The following is an 18596-nucleotide window of genomic DNA, read 5'->3' as shown; positions in this document are numbered from 1 at the left end:
GGCCCGCGGGGGAGAACGGCGAATGAACGGCATTCCCTTCTGCGGCGCGCCGCCGCTGCCGAGCGGCGCGGCGTGGAACTTCGATCCGCTGCTGCTGGCGGCGCTGGCGGCGGCAGGGCTCGGCCTGGCGCGGGAGATCCGCGGCGCGCCCGCCGCGCGCCGGGCGGCGGTGGCGTCAGGCTGGCTGCTCCTCGGCGTGGCGTTGGTCTCGCCGCTCTGCAACCTGGCGGTGGCGCTGTTCTCGGTGCGGATCGCGCAGCATTTGCTGATCACCCTGGTCGCAGCGCCGCTGCTGGCGCTGGCCTTCGCCGGCCGGCAATGGCCGCGCGGCCACTGCCTGCCGGCCGCCGCACTGTTCGGCGCGCTGCTGTGGTTCTGGCACCTGCCGCTGCCCTATGTCGCGACCTTTGCAGCCGACGGCATCGCTTGGTGGTGGCTGCATGCGACGCTGGTGCTTTCAGCAACCTGGCTCTGGGCGGCGATCCTTGCCGCGCTGCCGGCGCGCCCGGAGGCGGCGGCGCTGGGCGGGCTCGTCACCGGCGTGCAGATGGGCGTGCTCGGCGCGCTGCTGACCTTCGCGCCGCGGCCGCTCTACGCGCCGCACGCGCCGGACGTCACGCTGCCCTGGGGCCTGACGCCGCTGGAGGACCAGCAGCTCGGCGGGCTGGTCATGTGGGTGCCGGGCGGGCTGCTCTTCGCGGCGGTGATGGTCGCGGTGCTGGCCACGGTTCTGCGCGGCCCGGTGCTGCGCGAGCAGGCTCGGCGCGCCGTCCCGGCGCTGCTGCTCTGCGTCGTGCTGGCGCCGGCGGTGGCGCTGGCGCAGGGGAATGATTCGACCACGGCGGCGGGCACCGACACCGCGCGCCGCACAGCGCCGGTCGGCGTGCTGACGACGCCGGAGGTCACCACCGGCAGCAGCGGCCCGGCCCAGGCTACGGCAGCCGAGCCCGCGACCGGCGACTGGCGCACCCGCGTGCTCGCCCCGGTCTGCCGCGGGTTGGCGGCGCAACCCGAGCTGCTGGCGGAATGCCGCGCCAAGAGCGGTCTCTGAGGGAAGGACGGCCAGCATGCCGCCAGATCTGTCCCGCCGCAGCCTGCTCGGAGGCGCCGCCGCGGCGCCGCTGCTCTCCTACGCGAGCGCGCAGGTGCCTCCCGGCCCGCCGCCGTTGCCCGGCGCGGCGCCGGACCAGATCGCCTGGCAGTTCTTCACCCTGCCCGAGGCGACGCTGGTGACCGCCGCGGTGGACCGCCTGATCCCGCCCGACGAGGTCTTCACCGGCGCGGTCGGCGCCGGCGTGCCGATCTACATCGACCGCCAGCTCGCCACCGATTATGGCGCGGGGCGGCGGCTCTATCGCCACCCGCCGTTCCACGAGGGCACGGCGGAGCAGGGTTACCAGCTGCCCTACACGCCGGCCGCGCTCTACCGTATCGGGCTGGCGGCCTTCGCCGAGTGGGTGCGCGCCGCCTACGGCACGCGCTTCGAGGAGCTGGCGCCGGCGACGATGGACGAGGCGTTGTCGCGGGTGGAAAGCGGCGAGGCGGATTTCGGCGAGGTGCCCGCGCCGGTCTTCTTCGAGACGCTGCTGGCCAACACGGTCGAGGGCTTCTTCAGCGACCCGATCCATGGCGGCAACCGCGACATGGTGGGCTGGCGCATGGTCGGATTCCCCGGCGCCTATGCCGGCTACACCGAGCTGGTCGGCCGCCACAACCTGCCCTTCACGCGCCCGCCGCGCAGCATCGCGCAGGCGCTGAGCGACCACGCGCACAACCCCGCGCCGCACGCGCATCGCTGAGGAGAGCGGGATGGCGAGACGCCTGCCGGAAGTGGAGGTGGTGCTGGTCGGCATGGGCTGGACCGGCGCCCTGCTGGCGAAGGAACTGACCGATGCGGGCCACCGCGTCGTCGGGCTGGAACGCGGCGTCGGCCGGCAGACCGTGCCGGATTTCCAGACCCCCACGATGCATGACGAGCTGCGCTACGCCGTGCGCCATGGGCTGATGCAGGACCCCTCGCGCGAGACGCTGACCGTCCGCAACTTCACCGGCCAGACTGCGCTGCCGATGCGCCAGCTCGGCTCCTTCCTGCCGGGCATCGACCTCGGCGGCGCCGGCGTGCACTGGAACGGGCAGACCTGGCGCTTCCAGCTCAGCGACTTCGTGCTGCGCAGCCACATCCTGCAGCGCTACGGGCCGGACATCCTGCAGGACGGGCTGACGATCCAGGACTGGGGCGTCACCTATGACGAGCTCGAGCCCTATTACGACCGATTCGAGAGGATCTGCGGCATCGCCGGCAAGGCCGGCAATCTGCGTGGCGAGATCCAGCCCGGCGGCGATCCCTTCGAGGCACCGCGCAGCGCCGAATACCCCAACCCGCCGATGACCCAGCCCTATGCGCCGACGCTGTTCGCACGGGCGGCGGCCGAGGTCGGCATGCATCCCTTCCCGGTGCCGTCCGCCAATGTCACGCGGCCCTATCGCAACCCCTATGGCTGCGACATGCATGCGTGCAACTACTGCGGCTTCTGTGAGCGCTTCGGCTGTGAGCATTTCGCCAAGGCCTCGCCGCAGGTCTGCGTGTTCCCCGCGCTGCTGGGCAACGACCGCTTCGAGCTGCGCACGCGCTGCCAGGTGACGCGCGTGGAATACGACCGCCAGGCGCGGCGCGCCACCGGCGTGACCTATATCGACGGACGCGGCGAGGAGGTGTTCCAGCCTGCGGGGATGGTCGCGCTCTGCGCCTTCTCGATCCACAACGTGCGGCTGCTGCTGCTGTCGGGCATCGGCGCGCCCTACGACCCGCGCACCGGCGAGGGCAATGTCGGGAAGAACTACACGTACCAGACGATGAGCGGCGTGAGCATCTTCAAGGACGAGAGCTTCAACTTCAACCCGTACATGGGTGCCGGCGCGCTCGGCATGGCGGTGAACGACTACAATGGCGAGGCCTTCGACCACAGCGGCCTCGGCTTCATCGGCGGCGCCTACATCGCCTGCTACCAGACCGGCGGCCGCCCGATCGAGCGGCACCCGGTGCCGGGCGACACGCCGCGCTGGGGGCTTGCATGGAAGCAGGCGGTGGCGCGGCACTACAACAGCACGATATCGCTTTCGGTGCATGGCAGCTCGATGCCGCACCGCGGCAACTACCTCGACCTCGACCCGACCTATCGCGACTCCTTCGGCCTGCCGCTGCTGCGCATGACCTTCGATTTCCCGGCCAATGACCGCCTGATGTCGGAATTCCTCACCGACAAGGCGGTGCTGATCGGCAATGCGATCGGCGGCAAGGTGGAGGCGGCGCGGCGCCAGGGACTCTACAGCGTCGTGCCCTACCAGACCACGCACAACACCGGCGGCGCCATCATGGGCGAGAACCCCCGCGAAAGCGTGGTGAACCGCTACCTGCAATGCTGGGACGCGCACAACGTCTTCGTCATGGGCGCCTGCGCCTTCCCGCACAATCCGGGCTACAACCCGACCGACACGGTCGGCGCGCTCGCGTTGTGGGCGGCGCGCGCGATGCGGGAGGACTACCTGCCCAACCCGCGCCCGCTGGTGGACGCATGAGGGCGGCGCTGCTGCTCGCGCTGCTGCTCGGCATTGCCGGCGGCGCAGCGGGCGAGGCACTGCTCGGCGTGCCGCCGCAGCCGGGCCAGGTGGCGGCCGGCCGCGCCGTGGCAGCGGGCGGCGGGCAGCAGGGGCAGGCCGGCGCCTGCTTCCGCTGCCACGGCTTCGCCGGCGCAGCACAGGACGCCGCCGGCTTCCCGGCGATCGGCGGGATGAGCGCTGAATACCTGCACGAGCAGCTGCGCCGCTATGCCTCCGGCGAGCGGCGGAACGACATCATGAGCCCGATCGCCAGCGCATTGACCCCAGCGCAGATGCGGGACGTCGCGGTGTTCTATGCGGTGCAGCCGGTGCCGCCTGCGACCGGCATCGCGCTGGCCGATCCCGCGCTGCTGCAGCACGGCGCGATCCTCTCCGCCTCCGGCTCGGCCGAGAGCGGCATCCAGGCCTGCCAGAACTGCCATGGCCCGGCCGGCATCGGCATCTGGCCGTTCTATCCACGGCTGGCCGGCCAGCCCGCCGCCTACCTCGCCGCGCAGCTGCGCGCCTGGAAGACCGGGGAGCGGCAGGGGGTGGAGCCGTGGCGCAGCATGCAGACCATTGCGCAGCGCATGTCCGACCGTGACATCGAGGCGGTGGCGCTCTACTTCGCCTCCATTCCGGTGGGCACAGCGCCGCGTGGCGTGGGTGTGCTGCAATGAGGATCGCCCTTCTCCTCGGCGTGCTGCTCGCCCCGCTCGGTCTCGCCCTGGCGCAGGATGCGCCATCGCCGCGCGCCTATGGCATGCGCCCGCTCTGGTCGGTGCCGGCGCCGCAGGCGCCGGAGCGCGCCGATGCGCTGGCCGGCCGCGCCGTGGCGATCGGCGGCGATCTCGGCGCCGGCTGGGCCTGCGTGCAGTGCCACGGGCTCTACGGTGCGGGCGACGGCAGCGGCGCCTTTCCGCGCCTGTCGGGCCTCTCCGCCTGGTATCTCTACAAGCAGCTGATGGACTACGCCTCCGGCACGCGGGTGAACGCGGTGATGACGCCGATCGCGCGTGCGATGACCGAGCGTGAGATGCTCGATGTCGCCACCTGGTACGCGCGCCAGGGAGAGGCGCCCTTCCCGCCGCCGCCGCGCGTGGATCTCGCCATCCGCCAGCGCGGCGCCGCCATCGCCGCGGTGGGCATCGCGGCGCGCGGCGTCACCGCCTGCGTGAACTGCCATGGCATGGAAGGTGAGGCGCCGAATATCGCGATCCCTTCGCTCGCCGGGCAGTACGCGCCCTACATCGCGCTGCAGCTCAGGCTGTGGAAACAGGGCGAGCGGCGCAATGGGCCGCTCGGCGTGATGGCCGCGGTCGCAGCCGGCATGACGGAGGCGGAAATCGACGCGGTCGCGCTCTACTACGCCTCGCTGCGTCCGGGCGTTGCGCCGCGATGAACCTGGACTCGGCGAACCTGCAAGCGGTCCTCTCGCCCGCCGGCCCGTATGCGCAGAGCATCGCGGAGCTTTCCTGGGTGCTGTTCGTCGGCGGGACGGTGATCTTCCTGATCGTTGGCGTCTTCCTCGCACTGGCGAGCTTCGGCGGCCCGGCCCTGCGCGCACATCTCGGCTCGCGGCGCTTCATCCTTGCCGGCGGCGTGGCGTTTCCCGTGGTGGTGCTGAGCGCGTTGCTGGTGTGGACGCTCGGTATCAATCGCGCGGTCAGCCTGCCGCTCGGTCTCGGCAGCGAGCCGCCGCTGCGCATCCAGATGATCGGCTACCAGTTCTGGTGGGAGGTCCGCTATCCCGGCACCATGCCGGATGGCGGCGTCGTCACCGCCAACGAGGTGCGCATCCCGGTCGGCCGCGACGTGGTGCTGGAGGTGACGTCGGCCGACGTCATCCATTCCGTCTGGATCCCGGCGCTCAACGGCAAGATCGACATGATCCCGGGGCGCTGGAACACGCGCCCGATCCGCGCCGACCGCCCCGGTGTGCTGCGCGGCCAATGCGCGGAGTTCTGCGGTGCGCAGCATGCGCTGATGGCCTTCTACGTGGTGGCGGAGACGCCGCCGGCTTTCGAGGCCTGGCTGAACCGCCAGCGCCTGCCCGCACCGCCGACCGCCGACCCGGTGATGGCCATGGGCCGAGCCGCCTTCGGCGCCGCCGGCTGCGGCGGGTGCCACAAGATCCGCGGCACCGAATGGAACGGGCAGATCGGCCCGGACCTGACACATGTCGGCGGTCGCCTCTCGCTCGCGGCCGGCGTGCTGGACAACCACCGCGGCACGCTCGCTGGCTGGATCGCCGGCGCGCAGGACATCAAGCCAGGAAACCGCATGCCCTCCTTCGCCACCGCGCTCGATGGTCCCGAACTGCGCGCGATGGCCGCCTGGCTGGAGAGCCTGAAGTGAGCCCCCAGGAGGACAGGCACGACCCGCTCTCCCCCAGCGCACCCCTGCCCAACCCGGCGCCCCGCCCGCCGGGGGAGCTGGAGGAGCTGGAGCGGGTCTGGGTCCGCCCGAAGGGCTGGCGGATGCTCAGCATGGTCAACAACAACTGGATCGGCACGATCTACATCGGCATGTCGCTGCTGATCTTCGTGCTGGCCGGCAGCCTTGCACTGCTGATGCGTGCGCAGCTCATCGTGCCGAACAACGACCTGATCGGATACGACCTCTACAACCAGCTCTTCACCACCCACGGCACGATGATGATGTTCCTCTTCGCCGTGCCGGTGGTGGAGGCCTTCGCCGTCTATCTGCTGCCCGCGCTGCTCGGTGCGCGCGACCTGCCCTTCCCGCGCCTCGGCGCGTTCGCCTTCTGGGCCTATGCGGTGGGCTCGCTGGCCTTCTTCTCCAGCATATTCTTCGGCATCGCCCCGGATGGAGGCTGGTTCATCTACCCGCCGCTCACCAGCACCCGCTATTCGCCGGGCGTCAACATCGACATGTGGCTGCTCGGCATCGGCTTCATCGAGATCTCCGCCATCGCCGGCGCCATCGAGATCATCGTCGGCGTCTTCCGCACCCGCGCGCCGGGCATGACGCTGGCGCGAATGCCGGTGCTGGTCTGGGCCTTCCTGGTCTTCGCGGTGATGATCGTCTTCGCCTTCCCGGCGGTGATCTGGGCCACCATCCTGCTGGAGCTGGAACGCGCCTTCGACTGGCCCTTCTACATCGTGGACCGTGGCGGCGATCCGCTGCTCTGGCAGCACCTGTTCTGGTTCTTCGGCCACCCGGAGGTCTACATCATCTTCCTGCCCGCCGCGGGGATGGTCTCCATGATCATCCCGACCATGGTGGGCAAGCCGCTGGTCGGCTACGGGCTGGTGGTGGTGGCGCTGGTGGCCACCGGATTCCTGAGCTTCGGGCTGTGGGTCCACCACATGTACGCCACCGGCATCCCGAATCTCTCGCTCGCCTTCTTCTCCGGTGCCTCCTTCGCCGTGTCGGTGCCGACGGGCATCCAGGTCTTCGCCTGGATCGCCACCATCGCCACCGGGAAGATGCGCCTGGAGGTGCCGATGCTGTTCATCCTCGGCTTCCTCTTCATCTTCGTCCTCGGCGGGCTCACCGGCGTCATGGTGGCGATCGTGCCCTTCGACTGGCAGGTGCACGACACCTACTTCATCGTCGCGCACCTGCACTACGTGCTGATCGGCGGCATGGTCTTCCCGGTCTTCGCAGGGATCTACTACTGGGCGCCCAATGCGAGCGGGAAGAAGATGTCGCACCGCCTGGGCTGCTGGGCCTTCTGGCTGCTCTTCATCGGCATCAACCTCACCTTCTTCCCGATGCACATCAGCGGCCTGATCGGCATGCCGCGGCGCGTCTACACCTATCCCGAAGGCATGGGCCTTGAGCTCTGGAACCTGCTGTCCACCATCGGCGCCGTGGTCGCCGCGGCGGGCGTGGCCGTGGTGCTGTTCGACCTGGCGCGGAACTTCCGGATGGGCATGTCGGGCGGCGGCAACATCTGGGGCGCGGGCACGCTGGAATGGCTGCCGCAAGGCAACTACGCCGCACGCAGCATCCCGCGCATCCATAGCCGCGAGCCGCTCTGGGACGACCCCGACCTGGCCGACAAGGTGAAGGAGGGCCGCTACTTCCTGCCGGGCAGCCTCACCGGCCGGCGCGAGACGCTGGTGACCAGCCCGACGCACGCGATTCCGCAGTTCGTCGCCGTGATCGGCAGCCCCGGCTGGGCGCATCTGATCGCGGCGCTGGGCACGGCCGGGTTCTTCCTCTCGCTGACCTTCAAGCTGGTCTGGGTCGCGGGTGCGTTCGGGGTGGTCGGCTTCATCGCGATGCTGCGGTGGGTATGGACCGGCACCGATGTCGGGCCGCTGCGGCCGCCGGCGGATATCGGCGGCGGGCTGCGGCTGCCGGTCTATGCCAGCGGCCGGGATTCGCTCGGCTGGTGGGCGATGCTCACCCTCGTGCTGGTGGACAGCGCCGCCTTCGCGAGCCTGATCTTCACCCATGCCTTCCTCTGGCTCGTCAACGGCCCGGCGGGCTGGCCGCCGCCGGGCACCTCGCTGCCGGGCCTCGCATGGCCGCTCGGCGCGGGCCTGCTCGTCCTGGCGGGCGCCGGGCTGATCTGGCTTTCCGACCGCGTGCTGCGGCAGGGCAGGAGGCGGGCGATGGCCTTGCTGGTGCTGGCGGCGCTGGTTGTGCATCTCGGCGGCCTCGTGGTCGATTTCGGCGCGATCTGGGCCGCCGGCATCCGGCCGACCTGGCACGCCTTCGGTGCGTCGGTCTTCGCCAACCTGTTCTGGCAAGGCTTTCACGGTGCCGTCCTGCTGATCATGGCGATCTACCTCGCGGCACGCAGCTTCGCCGGAAGGCTGGACCCGGTGTGGCGGGCCAGCTTCGACAATGTGCGGCTGTTCTGGTCCTACTGCGTGGTGCAGGCGCTGGTCGGGCTGGCCTTGACGCATCTCTTCCCGCGGCTGGCGGGGGGCGCATGAAGGTCGCCGGCTTCTCCCCGGTCCTTGGCGCGGTCTCGGCGATGCTGGTGTGGGCGGCGCACTTCCTGGTGATCTACACCGTGCAGGCCACCCTCTGCGTGCGCATCGGGTCCGGCCATGAGGTGCTCGGGCTGCCCCTGATACCCGCGACCGTGCTCGGCCTCACCGCCGCTGCCCTGGTCGTCGTCGTCATCATCGGCCTGCGCGCCCGGAACCGGCTGGTCAGCGGCATGTCCGGCCAGGAGGGGGAGGACGAGCCCCAGTTCACGCTCTGGATGACCATGGCGATCGCGCTGGTCTCCGCCCTCGCGATCGTCTGGGAGGCCGTGCCGGTCCTGATCCTGCCGCCCTGCGCCTGAACGCGGGGGCTCATGGTGCTCAACTTCGAGCAATGGTCGCTCTGGCTCCTCGCCCTGGCCTTCGCCGCCGCAGCCGCGGTGGTCTGGTTCGCCGGCACCCGGCTCGCCGGCTATGTTGACGAGATCAGCGACCGTACCGGCATGGGCAAGGGCTTCGCCGGGCTGATCCTGCTGGGCGGCATCACCTCCCTGCCGGAGGTCGCGGTCTCCGTCTCCTCCTCGCTGACGGGCGAGGAGGTGCTGGCGGTGAACAACCTGCTCGGCAGCGTCGCCTCCCAGGTGGCGCTGCTGGCGCTGGCCGATGCGGTGATCGGGCGCGAGGCGCTGACTGCCGTGGTGGTCGCGCCGGTGGTGCTGCTGCAGGCGGCGCTGAACATCGTGCTGCTGGCGATGGTGGCGGCGGCGGTGACCACGGGCGACATCGCCCTCGGGCCGTTCGGCGCCTGGAGCCTGGCGCTGCTGGTCGGTTATGCCGCGTCCATCTATGCGCTGTCCGGCTACGAGAACCGCACCACCTGGATCGTCCCGCATGACGACGATGACGATGCCAAGGCCAAGAACGACGTCGCGAATGCGCCGCAGCCGAAGCAGGCGGGCGAAAAGGAGCGCGAGAAGATCCCGCTGCGCGGCTTGGTGGTGCGCACCACCATCGCCGGCGCGCTGATCCTCGCGGCGGGCTATGTGCTCAGCCAGACCGGCTCGGCGGCGGCGGCGAAGACCGGGCTGGGCTCTGCCTTCTTCGGCGCCACCTTCGTCGCCATCGCCACCTCGCTGCCGGAGATCAGCACCATGGTCGGCGCCGTGCGGCTGAAGCGCTACGAGATGGCGATGGCGGACATCTTCGGCACCAACCTCTTCAACGCGGCGCTGATCTTCGTGACGGACGCGCTGGCGCCGGGCGAGCCGCTGCTCGGCCGGGTCGGCGCCTTCTCCGCCTTCGGCGCGCTGCTCGGCCTGGTGCTGACGGCGCTGTTCCTGGCCGGCCTGGTCGAGCGGCGCGACAGGACGGTGCTCCGGATGGGCTACGATTCGCTGGCCACGCTGGTGGTCTATTTCGGCGGCGTGGGCGTGCTGTGGCTGCTGCGCGACCAAGCCGGAGGCTGAAGCGGCCCGCCGCCTGGCGCGGCGGGCCGCGGCCTTCTCAGCCCTGCTGCCCGGTGAGCGGGAGTGCCACGAAGCTGCGCTGGTCGCCGCGCTGGATCTGCAGCGCCACCGCCGGCCGTCCGGCTTGGCGCGCCGCCTGTATCGCGGCCGACACGTCGCCGGGGTTCGCGACGTCACGGTCGCCGGCACGCAGGATCACATCGCCTTCCTGCAAGCCGCGCTCCGCCGCCACGCTGCCGGGCGCGACGCGCGTCACCGCGGCACCCTGCTGCCCGCCCGGGCGTGGCGCCAGCGCGAGGCCGAGCGGCCCGGTGGCCGATCCGCCCTGTGCGCCGCCACGCCCGCCGGCGTCGGCCCGGCGATCCGGTGCCGTGCCAAGCGTCACCTGCTGCTGCTGCTGCTGGCCATCGCGGCGCAGCGTCAGCGCGAGCTGCGAGCCCGGATCGGTCTCCGCCACCGCTGCGGCCAGGTCGCGGGGGTTCTGCACCTGCCGCTCGCCCGCCCTGGTCACCAGGTCGCCGGCGCGCAGCCCCGCGCGCGCGGCCGGCGAGCCGGGCTCGACCGAGGCCACCAGCGCGCCGCGCTGGTCCTGCAGGCCGAGCGCCTGCGCCAGTTCCTGGTCCACCGGCTGCAGCGAGACGCCGAGCCAGCCGCGGCTCACCTTGCCGTCGTCGCGCAGGTCCTCCACGACCCGCTGCGCGAGCCGCGAGGGCACCGCGAAGCCGATGCCGATGTTGCCGCCGGAGGGCGAGAAGATCGCGGTGTTCACGCCGACCACCTGGCCGTTCACGTTGAACAGCGGCCCGCCCGAATTGCCCGGGTTGATCGAGGCGTCGGTCTGGATGAAGTCGTCATAGGGCCCGGCGCCGATCTGCCGCCCGCGCGCCGAGACGATGCCGGAGGTCGCGGTGCCGCCCAGCCCGAACGGGTTGCCCATCGCCAGCACCGGCTCGCCGACGCGCAGCGCCTCGCTGTCACCCCATGAGACGGTCGGCAGGTTGCCGCCGGCATCCACCTTCAGCAGCGCGATGTCCGTCAGCGGGTCGCCGCCGATCACGCGCGCCTGCAGCTCGCGCCCATCGGCGAGTTCCACCGTCACCCGGCTGGCCTCGCCGACCACGTGGTTGTTGGTCACCACGAAGCCCTCGGCACCGATGATGAAGCCGGAGCCCTGGCCCATCGCGCGGCGCGGCTGGCCGCCGCGTGGGCCGCCCTGGCCGCCGCCGAAGCGCCGGAAGAACTCCTCGAGCGGCGTGCCGCGCAGCTCGGGCGGGATTTCCATCGCCTCCATCTGCGGTGCGGCGCCCTGGACGGTCACGCGCACCACGGCCGGCGCGACGCGCTCCACCAGCGCGGCGAAATTGGGTGCGGTGATCTGTGCCTGCAGGTTCTGGTTCTGGCCCTGCTGCTGCGCCAGCGCGGGCGTGGTGAGCGCAGTGCCTCCAAGCAGGCCGAGGGCGAGCAGCCCGGCGCGGCAGACGTGCGGAACGGCAGACATGGTTGTTCTCCATCTTGTCGTGGGGCGTCCGGAAAGCCTGAACCGCAGGGCGGCGCCATGGTTTCGCCATCCCCCGGCGAGCGGAACCGCCGCCCCGGTCCAGGGTTGTTCCGGCAGGCGCGCCATCGCGGCCCGAGACGCCGCCGCACCGACACTGGCCCGCCCATCGGGAGGAACGGCTTGGATCTGGACAACCTGCCGGCGACGGTGCGCGATTTCGTCATCGCCATCCTGCCGCAGGTCCGCGATCTCTCGATCGCCTATGCGCTCGCCTTCGTGCTCGGCTGGAACCGCGAGCGGCGCGGGCACAGTGCCGGGCTGCGCACCTTCCCGCTGGTCGCCATCGCCTCCTGCGGCTTCGTGCAGGCCGCCGAGACGATGGTCGGCAGCTCGCCGGAGGCGCTGGCGCGCGTGGTCGAGGGGGTGATCACCGGCATCGGCTTCATCGGCGCCGGCGCCATCCTCAAGGGCGGGACGCATGTGCACGGCACCGCCACCGCGGCGAGCATCTGGGTCACCGGCGCGATCGGCGCGGCGATCGGCCTCGGCAGCTACCAGGTGGCGGTCACGCTCTGCCTGTTCGCCGCGGTGACGCTCTACATGATCAGCCGGCTGAAGCCGGACCGGGTGGAGGAAGAGGAGGCGCATCGGGCGACGCTGGCGGCGGAAGATCGCGACCGCGAATGACCTTGCCACGGCTTGCCGGAACCCGACCGGCGGAGGAGGCTTGGCAGCGGATGCAGGCCAGGGGACAGGCCGGGGGGCGGCAAGCATGACGCAGCCGACGGCTGACACCGCCGCCGAGCAGCCGGGCGCGGAGGACGCCCGCGAGGAACTGCGCCATCCCGGCGTGCTGGCTTCGCTGCGCCGGCTGAACCGGCGCACCCTGCCGCCGCTGCTGATCTACCTCGCCGCCGGCGCCAGCGGCTTCGCCGCGATCGCCGAGACCTTCTGGGTGCGCGAGCGGCTGGGGCTTTCCGCAACCGCACTGCTCGCGCTCGCCGCCTGGCTGACGGTGCCCTGGACGCTGAAGATGGTGTTCGGCCATCTGGTGGACACGGTGCCGATCCTCGGCTCCCGCCGGCGCGCCTACATCCTGCTCGGCGCGCTGCTGCAATGCGGTGCCTCGCTCGGGCTGTCGGCCGCGGCGGCGGGGCTGGCGGATGGCATCGGCGCGGAGCGGGTCTATGTCGCCGCCTCGCTGCTCGTCGTGGTCGGGCTGGTGGTGCAGGATTGCGTGGCGGATGCGATGACCACCGAGGTGGTGGACCGCACGCAGCCGGACGGCACGCCGCGCGATCCGGAGGTGGTGCAGGCGGAGCTCGGCGACGTGCAGGTGCTCGGCCGCGTCGCGCTGATGGGCGGCGCCTTCGCCACCGCCGGCATCGGCGGCTGGGCGGCGCAGGTGCTGCCGGTGGCGACGGTGTTCCTGATCGGCGCGGCGGTGCCGCTGCTCTCCGTCGCCGGCGCCCTGCTGCTGCGGGAGCAGGCGGCGCCGGTGCCGCAGCGCCCCGACATACGCATCCTCGGCGGCGGCGGCGCCTTCGCTGTGGTGCTGTTCGCGCTCGGCGTGTTCGATCCGCCCTTCGCGCCGGAGATCGGCGTGCTGGTCTCGCTCGGCGTGCTGGGCTGGCTGCTGAAGCGGACGATGGAGGGCGTGCCGCGCGAGACGCAATGGGCGATGGCCGCGGCCGCGGCGGTCATCTTCGCCTTCCGCGCCGCGCCGCCGGCGGGGCCGGGGCTGCAATGGTGGCAGATCGACGTGCTGGGCTACGACCAGGGTTTCTTCGGCGTGCTGGCGCAGATCGGCACCGGGCTTGCCATCGCCGGTTCGCTGCTGCTCGGCGCGCGCATCGTGCGGCTGCCGCTGGGGCGCGTGCTGGGCTGGCTGGCGGTGCTCGGCGCGCTGTTCTCGCTTCCGACGATCGGCATGCTGTTCGGCCTGCACGAATGGACCGAGGCGCATCTGGGCTTCGGCGCGCGGACGATCGGGCTGGTGGACACCGCGCTCTCGGCGCCGCTGGTGCAGCTCGGCATGATCCCGATGCTGACGCTGATCGCGGTGCATGCACCGCCGGGAAGGCAGGCCACCTGGTTCGCGCTGGTCGCCTCGCTGATGAACCTGGCGCTGCAGGCGGGCTCCGTCTTCTCGCGCGGGTTCAACGCGCTCTTCCCGGTCGAACGCGGCGAGTATTCCGAGCTTCCCGCGCTGGTCATCGCGGTGACGGTGGCCGGCCTGCTGCTGGCACTCGGCGCCATCGCGCTGTTCGGGCGATGGATCCAGCCGGCGGCGCAGGGGCGCACCGCAGCGCCGTAACGGAGCGCCGCGCGACGTGACGTTCCCGTGCGGCGTGGCGACCGCGCGCGGTCTCCAGCGCTTGTCATTGCTGCGACGCCGGCGGAGCCCCGCCGCGCCGCGCAAGCGGGAGGAAGGCTGTGACGCTGCGCCGGATCGGCTTCGGGTTCCTGGCCCTGGCGTTGCTGGTCGTGGCGGGGCTCGGCGTGCTCGCCTGGCGGCTGGATCGCGGGCCGATCGCGGTGCCGGCGCTGGTGCCGCGGCTGGAGGCGGCGCTCGATCCCGAAGGCCCGGCGCGCATCGAGATCGCCGGGGCCGAGATCGGCTGGCGCGGCTGGGAGGATCGCGGGATCGCGCCGCTTGAGGTGCACCTCACCGGCCTCACCGCGCTGGATGCGGAACGCGAGCCCTGGCTCGAGGCCCCCACGGCGACGGTTGCGCTCCGCCCCTTCGCGCTGTTGCGCCGGCGCGTCGCACCGCAGCGCATCGAGATCCGCGGCGCGGAGCTGCGCCTGCGGCGCGAGGCGGATGGCCGCCTGGTCACCGGGCTCGGGCCGCCGGGCGGGGGAGGCAACCTGACCCTCGCCGACCTCGCGCGCCCCGAACCGGGCTCGCCCTTCGCCACGCTCGAGCATGTCGCCATCCTGGATGGCCGGCTGCGCGTGCTGGATGCGCAGCTCGGGCAGGACTGGGCGCTGCGCGACATCTTCCTCGCCGCGAACCGTGGCGATGCGGGCGCGCTGCGCGGCGAGGCCAGCGGGACACTCGCGGTGGCCGATCAGGTCGTGCCGCTGCGCCTTGCGGCCTCGCTGGCGCCGGAGCCGCTGCAGCTGCGCCTCGACCTCGCCCTGCCGCAGGTGAACCCGGCCGCGCTGGCGCGCGCGGTGCCGGAGCTGGCGCCGCTCGCCGTGCTGGACGCGTCGGCGGACCTCGCCGCCGCGGCGACGCTCGACGCCGATCTGCGCCCTGTCGAGGGCAGCGTCGCACTGCGTTCCGAGGCGGGCGCCGTTGATCTGCCCACGCTCGGCCATGTGCCGTTCCGCGCGCTGGCACTTCGCCTCGCCGGCACGCCGCAGGCGGTGCGGCTGGAGCTGTTGCGCCTGAACCTGCCGCCTGCGCCGGAGACGCCGGCCGGCAGCGCCGGCCCGACCCTCACCGCGGAGGGCCAGGCGACGCAGGAGGAGGGGCGCTGGCGCGCCGAGGCGGATCTCACGCTGGACCGCGCGATGCTCGCCGCGCTCGACACCTGGTGGCCCTCCGGCCTGGCCCAGGCGGGGCGCGGCTGGGTCGCCGAGAACCTGGTCGGCGGGGTGCTCAGCGCGGGACGCTGGCACATCGCCGCCACGGCGCCCGACAGCCTCGACCAGGTGGAGCTTACCGAACTCTCCGGCACGGCGCGGCTCGACGATCTCGCGGTGCGCTGGCATCCGGAGCTGCCGCCGCTCGAGGGCCTGTCCGGCGATGTCACCTTCACGCCGGACGGGATCACGCTCGCCGCGGAGGAAGCGCGGCAGGCCGGCACCGCGCTGCGCCTGACGGATGGGCGGTTGAAGCTCGCCGGCCTCGGCCCCGGGCCGGCGCGCGCGGAGCTTCAGGGGCAGCTTGCCGGGCCGGTCGCCGACCTCTGGGCGGTGCTGCGGGAGCCGGGGCTCGGCCTACTAGCGGGCCGTGACCTGCCGATCCGCGATCCCACCGGCGCGGTGACGGCGGAGGTGGCGGCGACCGTGCCGCTCTCCGGCCGCTTCGCCGCGCAGGACCCGTTCTTCCGCGCGACGGCGCAGCTCTCGGACCTGCGGCTGCCCGATGTCGTGCTCGGCCAGACGCTGCGCGACGGCAGCTTCGAGCTGACCCTGAACGACGATGACGGGCTGCGCGCCGAGGGCACCGGCATCCTCGGCGAGGTGCCGGTGCGCACGGAAATCGCGGTGGACTTCCCGGACGCGCCGGGCGAGCCGACGGGCGTGGTGGTCACCGCGCGCGGCCGGCCGCAGGCGGCGCAGCTCGCCGCCTTCGGCTTCGATCCTGGGGGCGTGGTACGCGGCCCGGTGGAGCTCGACCTGCGCTACGAAACGCGCGGAGAGGCACCGGCGCGACTGGCGGTGGAGGCCGATCTGGAGGCGGCCGAGGTCACGCTCGTTCCGCTCGGCTACCGCAAGGCGCCAGGTCGCGCGGCGAGCGCCGCAGCGGTGCTGCGGCTGCGCGAGGGCGGGGTCGGCGCGGTGGAATCGCTGCAGGCGAATGGCCCGGCACTGCGGCTGCGCGCCGCCGCGCCGGAGGGCGTTGGGGCAGGCGCGACGCTGGTGATCCGCGAGGCCCGCTTCGGCGAGACACGCCTTACCGGCCGGCTGCGTCGTCCGGAAGCCGCAGGCGGCGCTTGGAGCGCCACGGTGCAGGGACCGGTGGTGGACCTCCGCCCGCTGCTGTCGCGCGCAGGCGCGCGGGAGGGCGCTCGCGCGGGCGCGCGGGGCGGCGAAGCGCGCAACGGCGACGGCACCCCGCCCTTCGTGCTGGACGCGCGCTTCGAACGCGCGCTGATGCCGGATGGCGCCTCGCCGCTCCGCGGCCTGCAGGCGCAGCTGACCTTCGCCGCCGGCGGCGCGCTGCACCAGGCCCAGGTCGCGGCGCAGGCCAGCGAGCACGCGGCGACGCGCTTCGCCGCCTCCCTCGCACCAGCGCAGCAGGGCGGGCGCCTGCTGCGGGTGCAGGCCGGCGATGCCGGCGCGCTGCTCGCGGCCCTCGGCTATGGCAGGCGGATCGAGGGTGGCCGGCTCGAGCTTGCCGCGGTGATGCCGGACGGCGCGATCGGGCTGCCGATCGAAGGCACCGCGGAGCTCGCCGACTTCACCGTGCGTGACGCGCCGGCGGTGGGGAAGCTGCTGCAGGCGCTGACCGGCTATGGCCTGCTGGAGGCGTTGCAGGGCCCCGGCCTCAGCTTCTCGCGCCTGGTGCTGCCCTTCCGCCTGGAGCGCGATGCGCTGCTGATCGGCGAGGCGCGCGCCTTCTCCGCCTCGCTCGGCCTGACGGCGACCGGGCGCATCGACCGGCGGCAGGAGGTGCTCGACCTGCAGGGGACCGTCGTGCCGGCCTATGTGTTCAATTCGCTGCTCGGCAATCTGCCGATCGTCGGACGGCTGTTCAGCGCGGAGCGCGGCGGAGGGCTGTTCTCCGCTGCCTTCACGGTGACCGGGCCGATCGCCGATCCGCAGGTCAGCGTGAACCCGTTGAGCGCGCTGACGCCCGGCTTCCTGCGCGGGATCTTCGATCTGGGCAATGGCGATGCCGGCGCGACCGGCGGCGAGGCTCCGGCCGCGCCGGCGGGACGCTGAATTCGCCGGGTCAATCGTCCCAGCGCGGCTGTGCTTCGAGCTGGGCCTCGCTGAGCAGCGTGGTCAGGCGATCGCCGACGCGCCGGACCTGATCGAAACGCAGGATCACCTCGCGCCCGCCGATGCCGAGCACACCCCCGACCTCCACGGCGAGGCCGGCGATCAGCCCCGTCTCGCTGACCAGCACGGCTTCCACCTCGCCCAGTGCGCGACCATTCTCGCCATACAGCGTGACGCCCTCCAGCTGGCCCGACGTCCAGCCGAGCGGCGTCATCACCGAGGCCTCCGCCTCCTGCCATGGCGGCTCGGCGGCATGCGACAGACACGGCGCGGCGACGATCAGCAGCGCGGTGGCGGTGGCGAACAGCCTCGTGCGGAGAGTCATCCCGGCCTCCTGCATCCCGACGCCATGGCGTGCACGGGAATTCAGCCGCCCTGGCGCTCGATGACGGCGCAGGCGATGCGGCCGCCGGCATCGCCCGCGGGCTGGCTGCGGTAGTCGTCGGGCTGCGCATGGATCACCAGCGCCGAGCCGTCGGAGTCGAACAGCGTCGCTTCGCCCTGACCGAGCGTCACCTTGTCGTTCAGCACCTGGCCGCGGAGCACGCCATCCGGGCCGACGAACTGGTTCGGCATGTCGCCGGCATGTGCGCCGCCCTGCACCAGATAGCCGTGCTGCTGGTTGCGCGGATTGTAGTGGCCGCCGGCCGATTGGAAGCCACCGCCGGCCTCGCAGCGGCCGGTCTCGTGGATGTGGAAGGCATGCAGCCCGGCGGGCAGGTCGCGCAGTTGCAGCGTGATCAGCACGCCGCTCGGCGTCTGCACCAGGCCGGCGGTGCCGACAGACTGGCCCTGCGCGTTGACGAAGTTGCCGCGCGCCTGCGGCATCTGCTGCTGCTGCTGCTGCTGCTGCTGCTGCTGCTGCTGCTGCTGCTGCTGGGCGGCCGCGGGCAGCGCGATGCATAGCCCGAGCAGGCCGGCGAGGATCGGGGCTGCACGCATGTGGTGGCTCCGTTTCTGTAAAGGGGGAGGCCCGGTCCGCCATGTGGGCGGACCGGGCCGGTCGCAGCGCTTGCGTCGCGCGCCGAGGCGCGGGTAGGGCACGCCGTAGTAGCCATAGACGGACTGGCCGTAGAGCGGGTCGTTCCACGGCGTCTCGTTGCGCGCGTAGCGGGGCGCGCCTTCCAGCTGTTCGCGCGTGATGTCCACCACGTAGCCGCCCTGGCGCGGCTCATAGGTCAGCTTGTCCCAGGGCAGCGGATGGTAGTGCTCGCCGATGCCGAGGAAACCGCCGAAGCTCATCACGGCATACCGCACCTTGCCCGAGCGCTTGTCGAGCATCAGCGTGTAGATGGAGCCGAGATGTTCGCCGGCCTGGTTGTACACCGGCGTGCCCTCGACCTTGTCGGAGGCGATCAGCGCTTCCGTCTCGTTGATCGCGACGCCGCCGCGCTTGCCGCTCTCCGCGCCGGCGCCTGTCGTCTTGCGGTCTTCCATGTG

At 72.3% G+C, this 18596-nt stretch carries 15 protein-coding genes; 12 read left to right on the top strand and 3 right to left on the bottom strand.

Annotated elements, in window-relative coordinates:
• Positions 1-22: 22 nt before the first annotated feature.
• The 9 genes from ACESM1_RS00770 to ACESM1_RS00730 are packed head-to-tail and all read left to right on the top strand — an operon-like array spanning position 23 to position 9976.
• Entirely contained in the window at positions 23-1051 is a 1029-nt protein-coding gene (locus ACESM1_RS00770) for a cytochrome c oxidase assembly protein (protein ID WP_372616830.1), read from the top strand.
• Between the two features lie 16 nt (positions 1052-1067).
• Entirely contained in the window at positions 1068-1799 is a 732-nt protein-coding gene (locus ACESM1_RS00765; protein ID WP_372616829.1) for a gluconate 2-dehydrogenase subunit 3 family protein, read from the top strand.
• Positions 1800-1809: 10 nt separating this feature from the next.
• Positions 1810-3576 carry a GMC family oxidoreductase gene (locus tag ACESM1_RS00760; RefSeq protein ID WP_372616828.1) on the top strand — a complete coding sequence of 589 codons (1767 nt, stop codon included), beginning with the start codon at positions 1810-1812 and terminating at the stop codon, positions 3574-3576.
• Entirely contained in the window at positions 3573-4277 is a 705-nt protein-coding gene (locus ACESM1_RS00755; RefSeq protein ID WP_372616827.1) for a c-type cytochrome, read from the top strand. Before ACESM1_RS00760 ends, ACESM1_RS00755 begins: the two co-directional genes overlap by 4 nt.
• Positions 4274-4999, top strand: coding sequence for a c-type cytochrome (locus ACESM1_RS00750; protein ID WP_372616826.1), 726 nt, complete (start codon positions 4274-4276; stop codon positions 4997-4999). The genes ACESM1_RS00755 and ACESM1_RS00750 overlap by 4 nt, the downstream gene beginning before the upstream one ends.
• Positions 4996-5955 (top strand): c-type cytochrome, encoded by a 960-nt coding sequence (locus ACESM1_RS00745; protein ID WP_372616825.1) that lies wholly within the window; start codon positions 4996-4998, stop codon positions 5953-5955. Before ACESM1_RS00750 ends, ACESM1_RS00745 begins: the two co-directional genes overlap by 4 nt.
• Positions 5952-8513, top strand: coding sequence for a cytochrome c oxidase subunit I (gene ctaD / locus ACESM1_RS00740; protein WP_372616824.1), 2562 nt, complete (start codon positions 5952-5954; stop codon positions 8511-8513). The genes ACESM1_RS00745 and ctaD overlap by 4 nt, the downstream gene beginning before the upstream one ends.
• A complete protein-coding gene (locus tag ACESM1_RS00735) occupies positions 8510-8872 on the top strand; it encodes a hypothetical protein (protein ID WP_372616823.1) in 363 nt (120 codons plus the stop codon). The genes ctaD and ACESM1_RS00735 overlap by 4 nt, the downstream gene beginning before the upstream one ends.
• Positions 8873-8884: 12 nt before the next feature.
• Complete coding sequence (locus ACESM1_RS00730) at positions 8885-9976, top strand: sodium:calcium antiporter (protein WP_372616822.1); 1092 nt, start codon at positions 8885-8887, stop codon at positions 9974-9976.
• 37 nt (positions 9977-10013) lie between these two features.
• Here ACESM1_RS00730 and ACESM1_RS00725 read toward each other — a convergent pair whose 3' ends face one another.
• Positions 10014-11474: a Do family serine endopeptidase gene (locus tag ACESM1_RS00725; protein ID WP_372616821.1), complete on the bottom strand. Its 1461-nt coding sequence runs from the start codon at positions 11472-11474 to the stop codon at positions 10014-10016.
• Between the two features lie 180 nt (positions 11475-11654).
• On the opposite strand from ACESM1_RS00725, the gene ACESM1_RS00720 reads away from it, so the two are divergent.
• The 3 genes from ACESM1_RS00720 (at position 11655) to ACESM1_RS00710 (ending at position 17096) form a co-directional block, all read left to right on the top strand.
• Complete coding sequence (locus ACESM1_RS00720; protein WP_372616820.1) at positions 11655-12161, top strand: MgtC/SapB family protein; 507 nt, start codon at positions 11655-11657, stop codon at positions 12159-12161.
• Positions 12162-12246: 85 nt separating this feature from the next.
• Positions 12247-13791, top strand: coding sequence for a hypothetical protein (locus ACESM1_RS00715; protein WP_372616819.1), 1545 nt, complete (start codon positions 12247-12249; stop codon positions 13789-13791).
• Positions 13792-13910: 119 nt separating this feature from the next.
• Positions 13911-17096: an AsmA-like C-terminal region-containing protein gene (locus ACESM1_RS00710; RefSeq protein ID WP_372616818.1), complete on the top strand. Its 3186-nt coding sequence runs from the start codon at positions 13911-13913 to the stop codon at positions 17094-17096.
• Between the two features lie 10 nt (positions 17097-17106).
• Here ACESM1_RS00710 and ACESM1_RS00705 read toward each other — a convergent pair whose 3' ends face one another.
• Both ACESM1_RS00705 and ACESM1_RS00700 read right to left on the bottom strand, forming a co-directional pair.
• Positions 17107-17481, bottom strand: a complete 375-nt coding sequence (locus ACESM1_RS00705) for a PRC-barrel domain-containing protein (protein ID WP_372616817.1) — start codon at positions 17479-17481, stop codon at positions 17107-17109.
• Positions 17482-17522: 41 nt separating this feature from the next.
• Positions 17523-18593: a superoxide dismutase family protein gene (locus ACESM1_RS00700; protein WP_372616816.1), complete on the bottom strand. Its 1071-nt coding sequence runs from the start codon at positions 18591-18593 to the stop codon at positions 17523-17525.
• Positions 18594-18596: the final 3 nt, after the last annotated feature.

This window comes from Falsiroseomonas sp. (assembly GCF_041690465.1).
Classification (GTDB): Bacteria; Pseudomonadota; Alphaproteobacteria; order Acetobacterales; family Acetobacteraceae; genus Falsiroseomonas.
Note: the sequence above shows the minus strand (reverse complement) of the source record. Positions and strands in the feature narration are given on the sequence as shown.

Bases quoted from the DNA above. Each gene is read 5' to 3' on its own strand.
- ACESM1_RS00770 (WP_372616830.1), top strand. From the start codon at position 23: ATGAACGGCATTCCCTTCTGCGGCGCGCCGCCGCTGCCGAGCGGCGCG.
- ACESM1_RS00765 (WP_372616829.1), top strand. From the start codon at position 1,068: ATGCCGCCAGATCTGTCCCGCCGCAGCCTGCTCGGAGGCGCCGCCGCG.
- ACESM1_RS00760 (WP_372616828.1), top strand. From the start codon at position 1,810: ATGGCGAGACGCCTGCCGGAAGTGGAGGTGGTGCTGGTCGGCATGGGC.
- ACESM1_RS00755 (WP_372616827.1), top strand. From the start codon at position 3,573: ATGAGGGCGGCGCTGCTGCTCGCGCTGCTGCTCGGCATTGCCGGCGGC.
- ACESM1_RS00750 (WP_372616826.1), top strand. From the start codon at position 4,274: ATGAGGATCGCCCTTCTCCTCGGCGTGCTGCTCGCCCCGCTCGGTCTC.
- ACESM1_RS00745 (WP_372616825.1), top strand. From the start codon at position 4,996: ATGAACCTGGACTCGGCGAACCTGCAAGCGGTCCTCTCGCCCGCCGGC.
- ACESM1_RS00735 (WP_372616823.1), top strand. From the start codon at position 8,510: ATGAAGGTCGCCGGCTTCTCCCCGGTCCTTGGCGCGGTCTCGGCGATG.
- ACESM1_RS00730 (WP_372616822.1), top strand. From the start codon at position 8,885: ATGGTGCTCAACTTCGAGCAATGGTCGCTCTGGCTCCTCGCCCTGGCC.
- ACESM1_RS00725 (WP_372616821.1), bottom strand. From the start codon at position 11,474: ATGTCTGCCGTTCCGCACGTCTGCCGCGCCGGGCTGCTCGCCCTCGGC.
- ACESM1_RS00715 (WP_372616819.1), top strand. From the start codon at position 12,247: ATGACGCAGCCGACGGCTGACACCGCCGCCGAGCAGCCGGGCGCGGAG.
- ACESM1_RS00705 (WP_372616817.1), bottom strand. From the start codon at position 17,481: ATGACTCTCCGCACGAGGCTGTTCGCCACCGCCACCGCGCTGCTGATC.
- ACESM1_RS00700 (WP_372616816.1), bottom strand. From the start codon at position 18,593: ATGGAAGACCGCAAGACGACAGGCGCCGGCGCGGAGAGCGGCAAGCGC.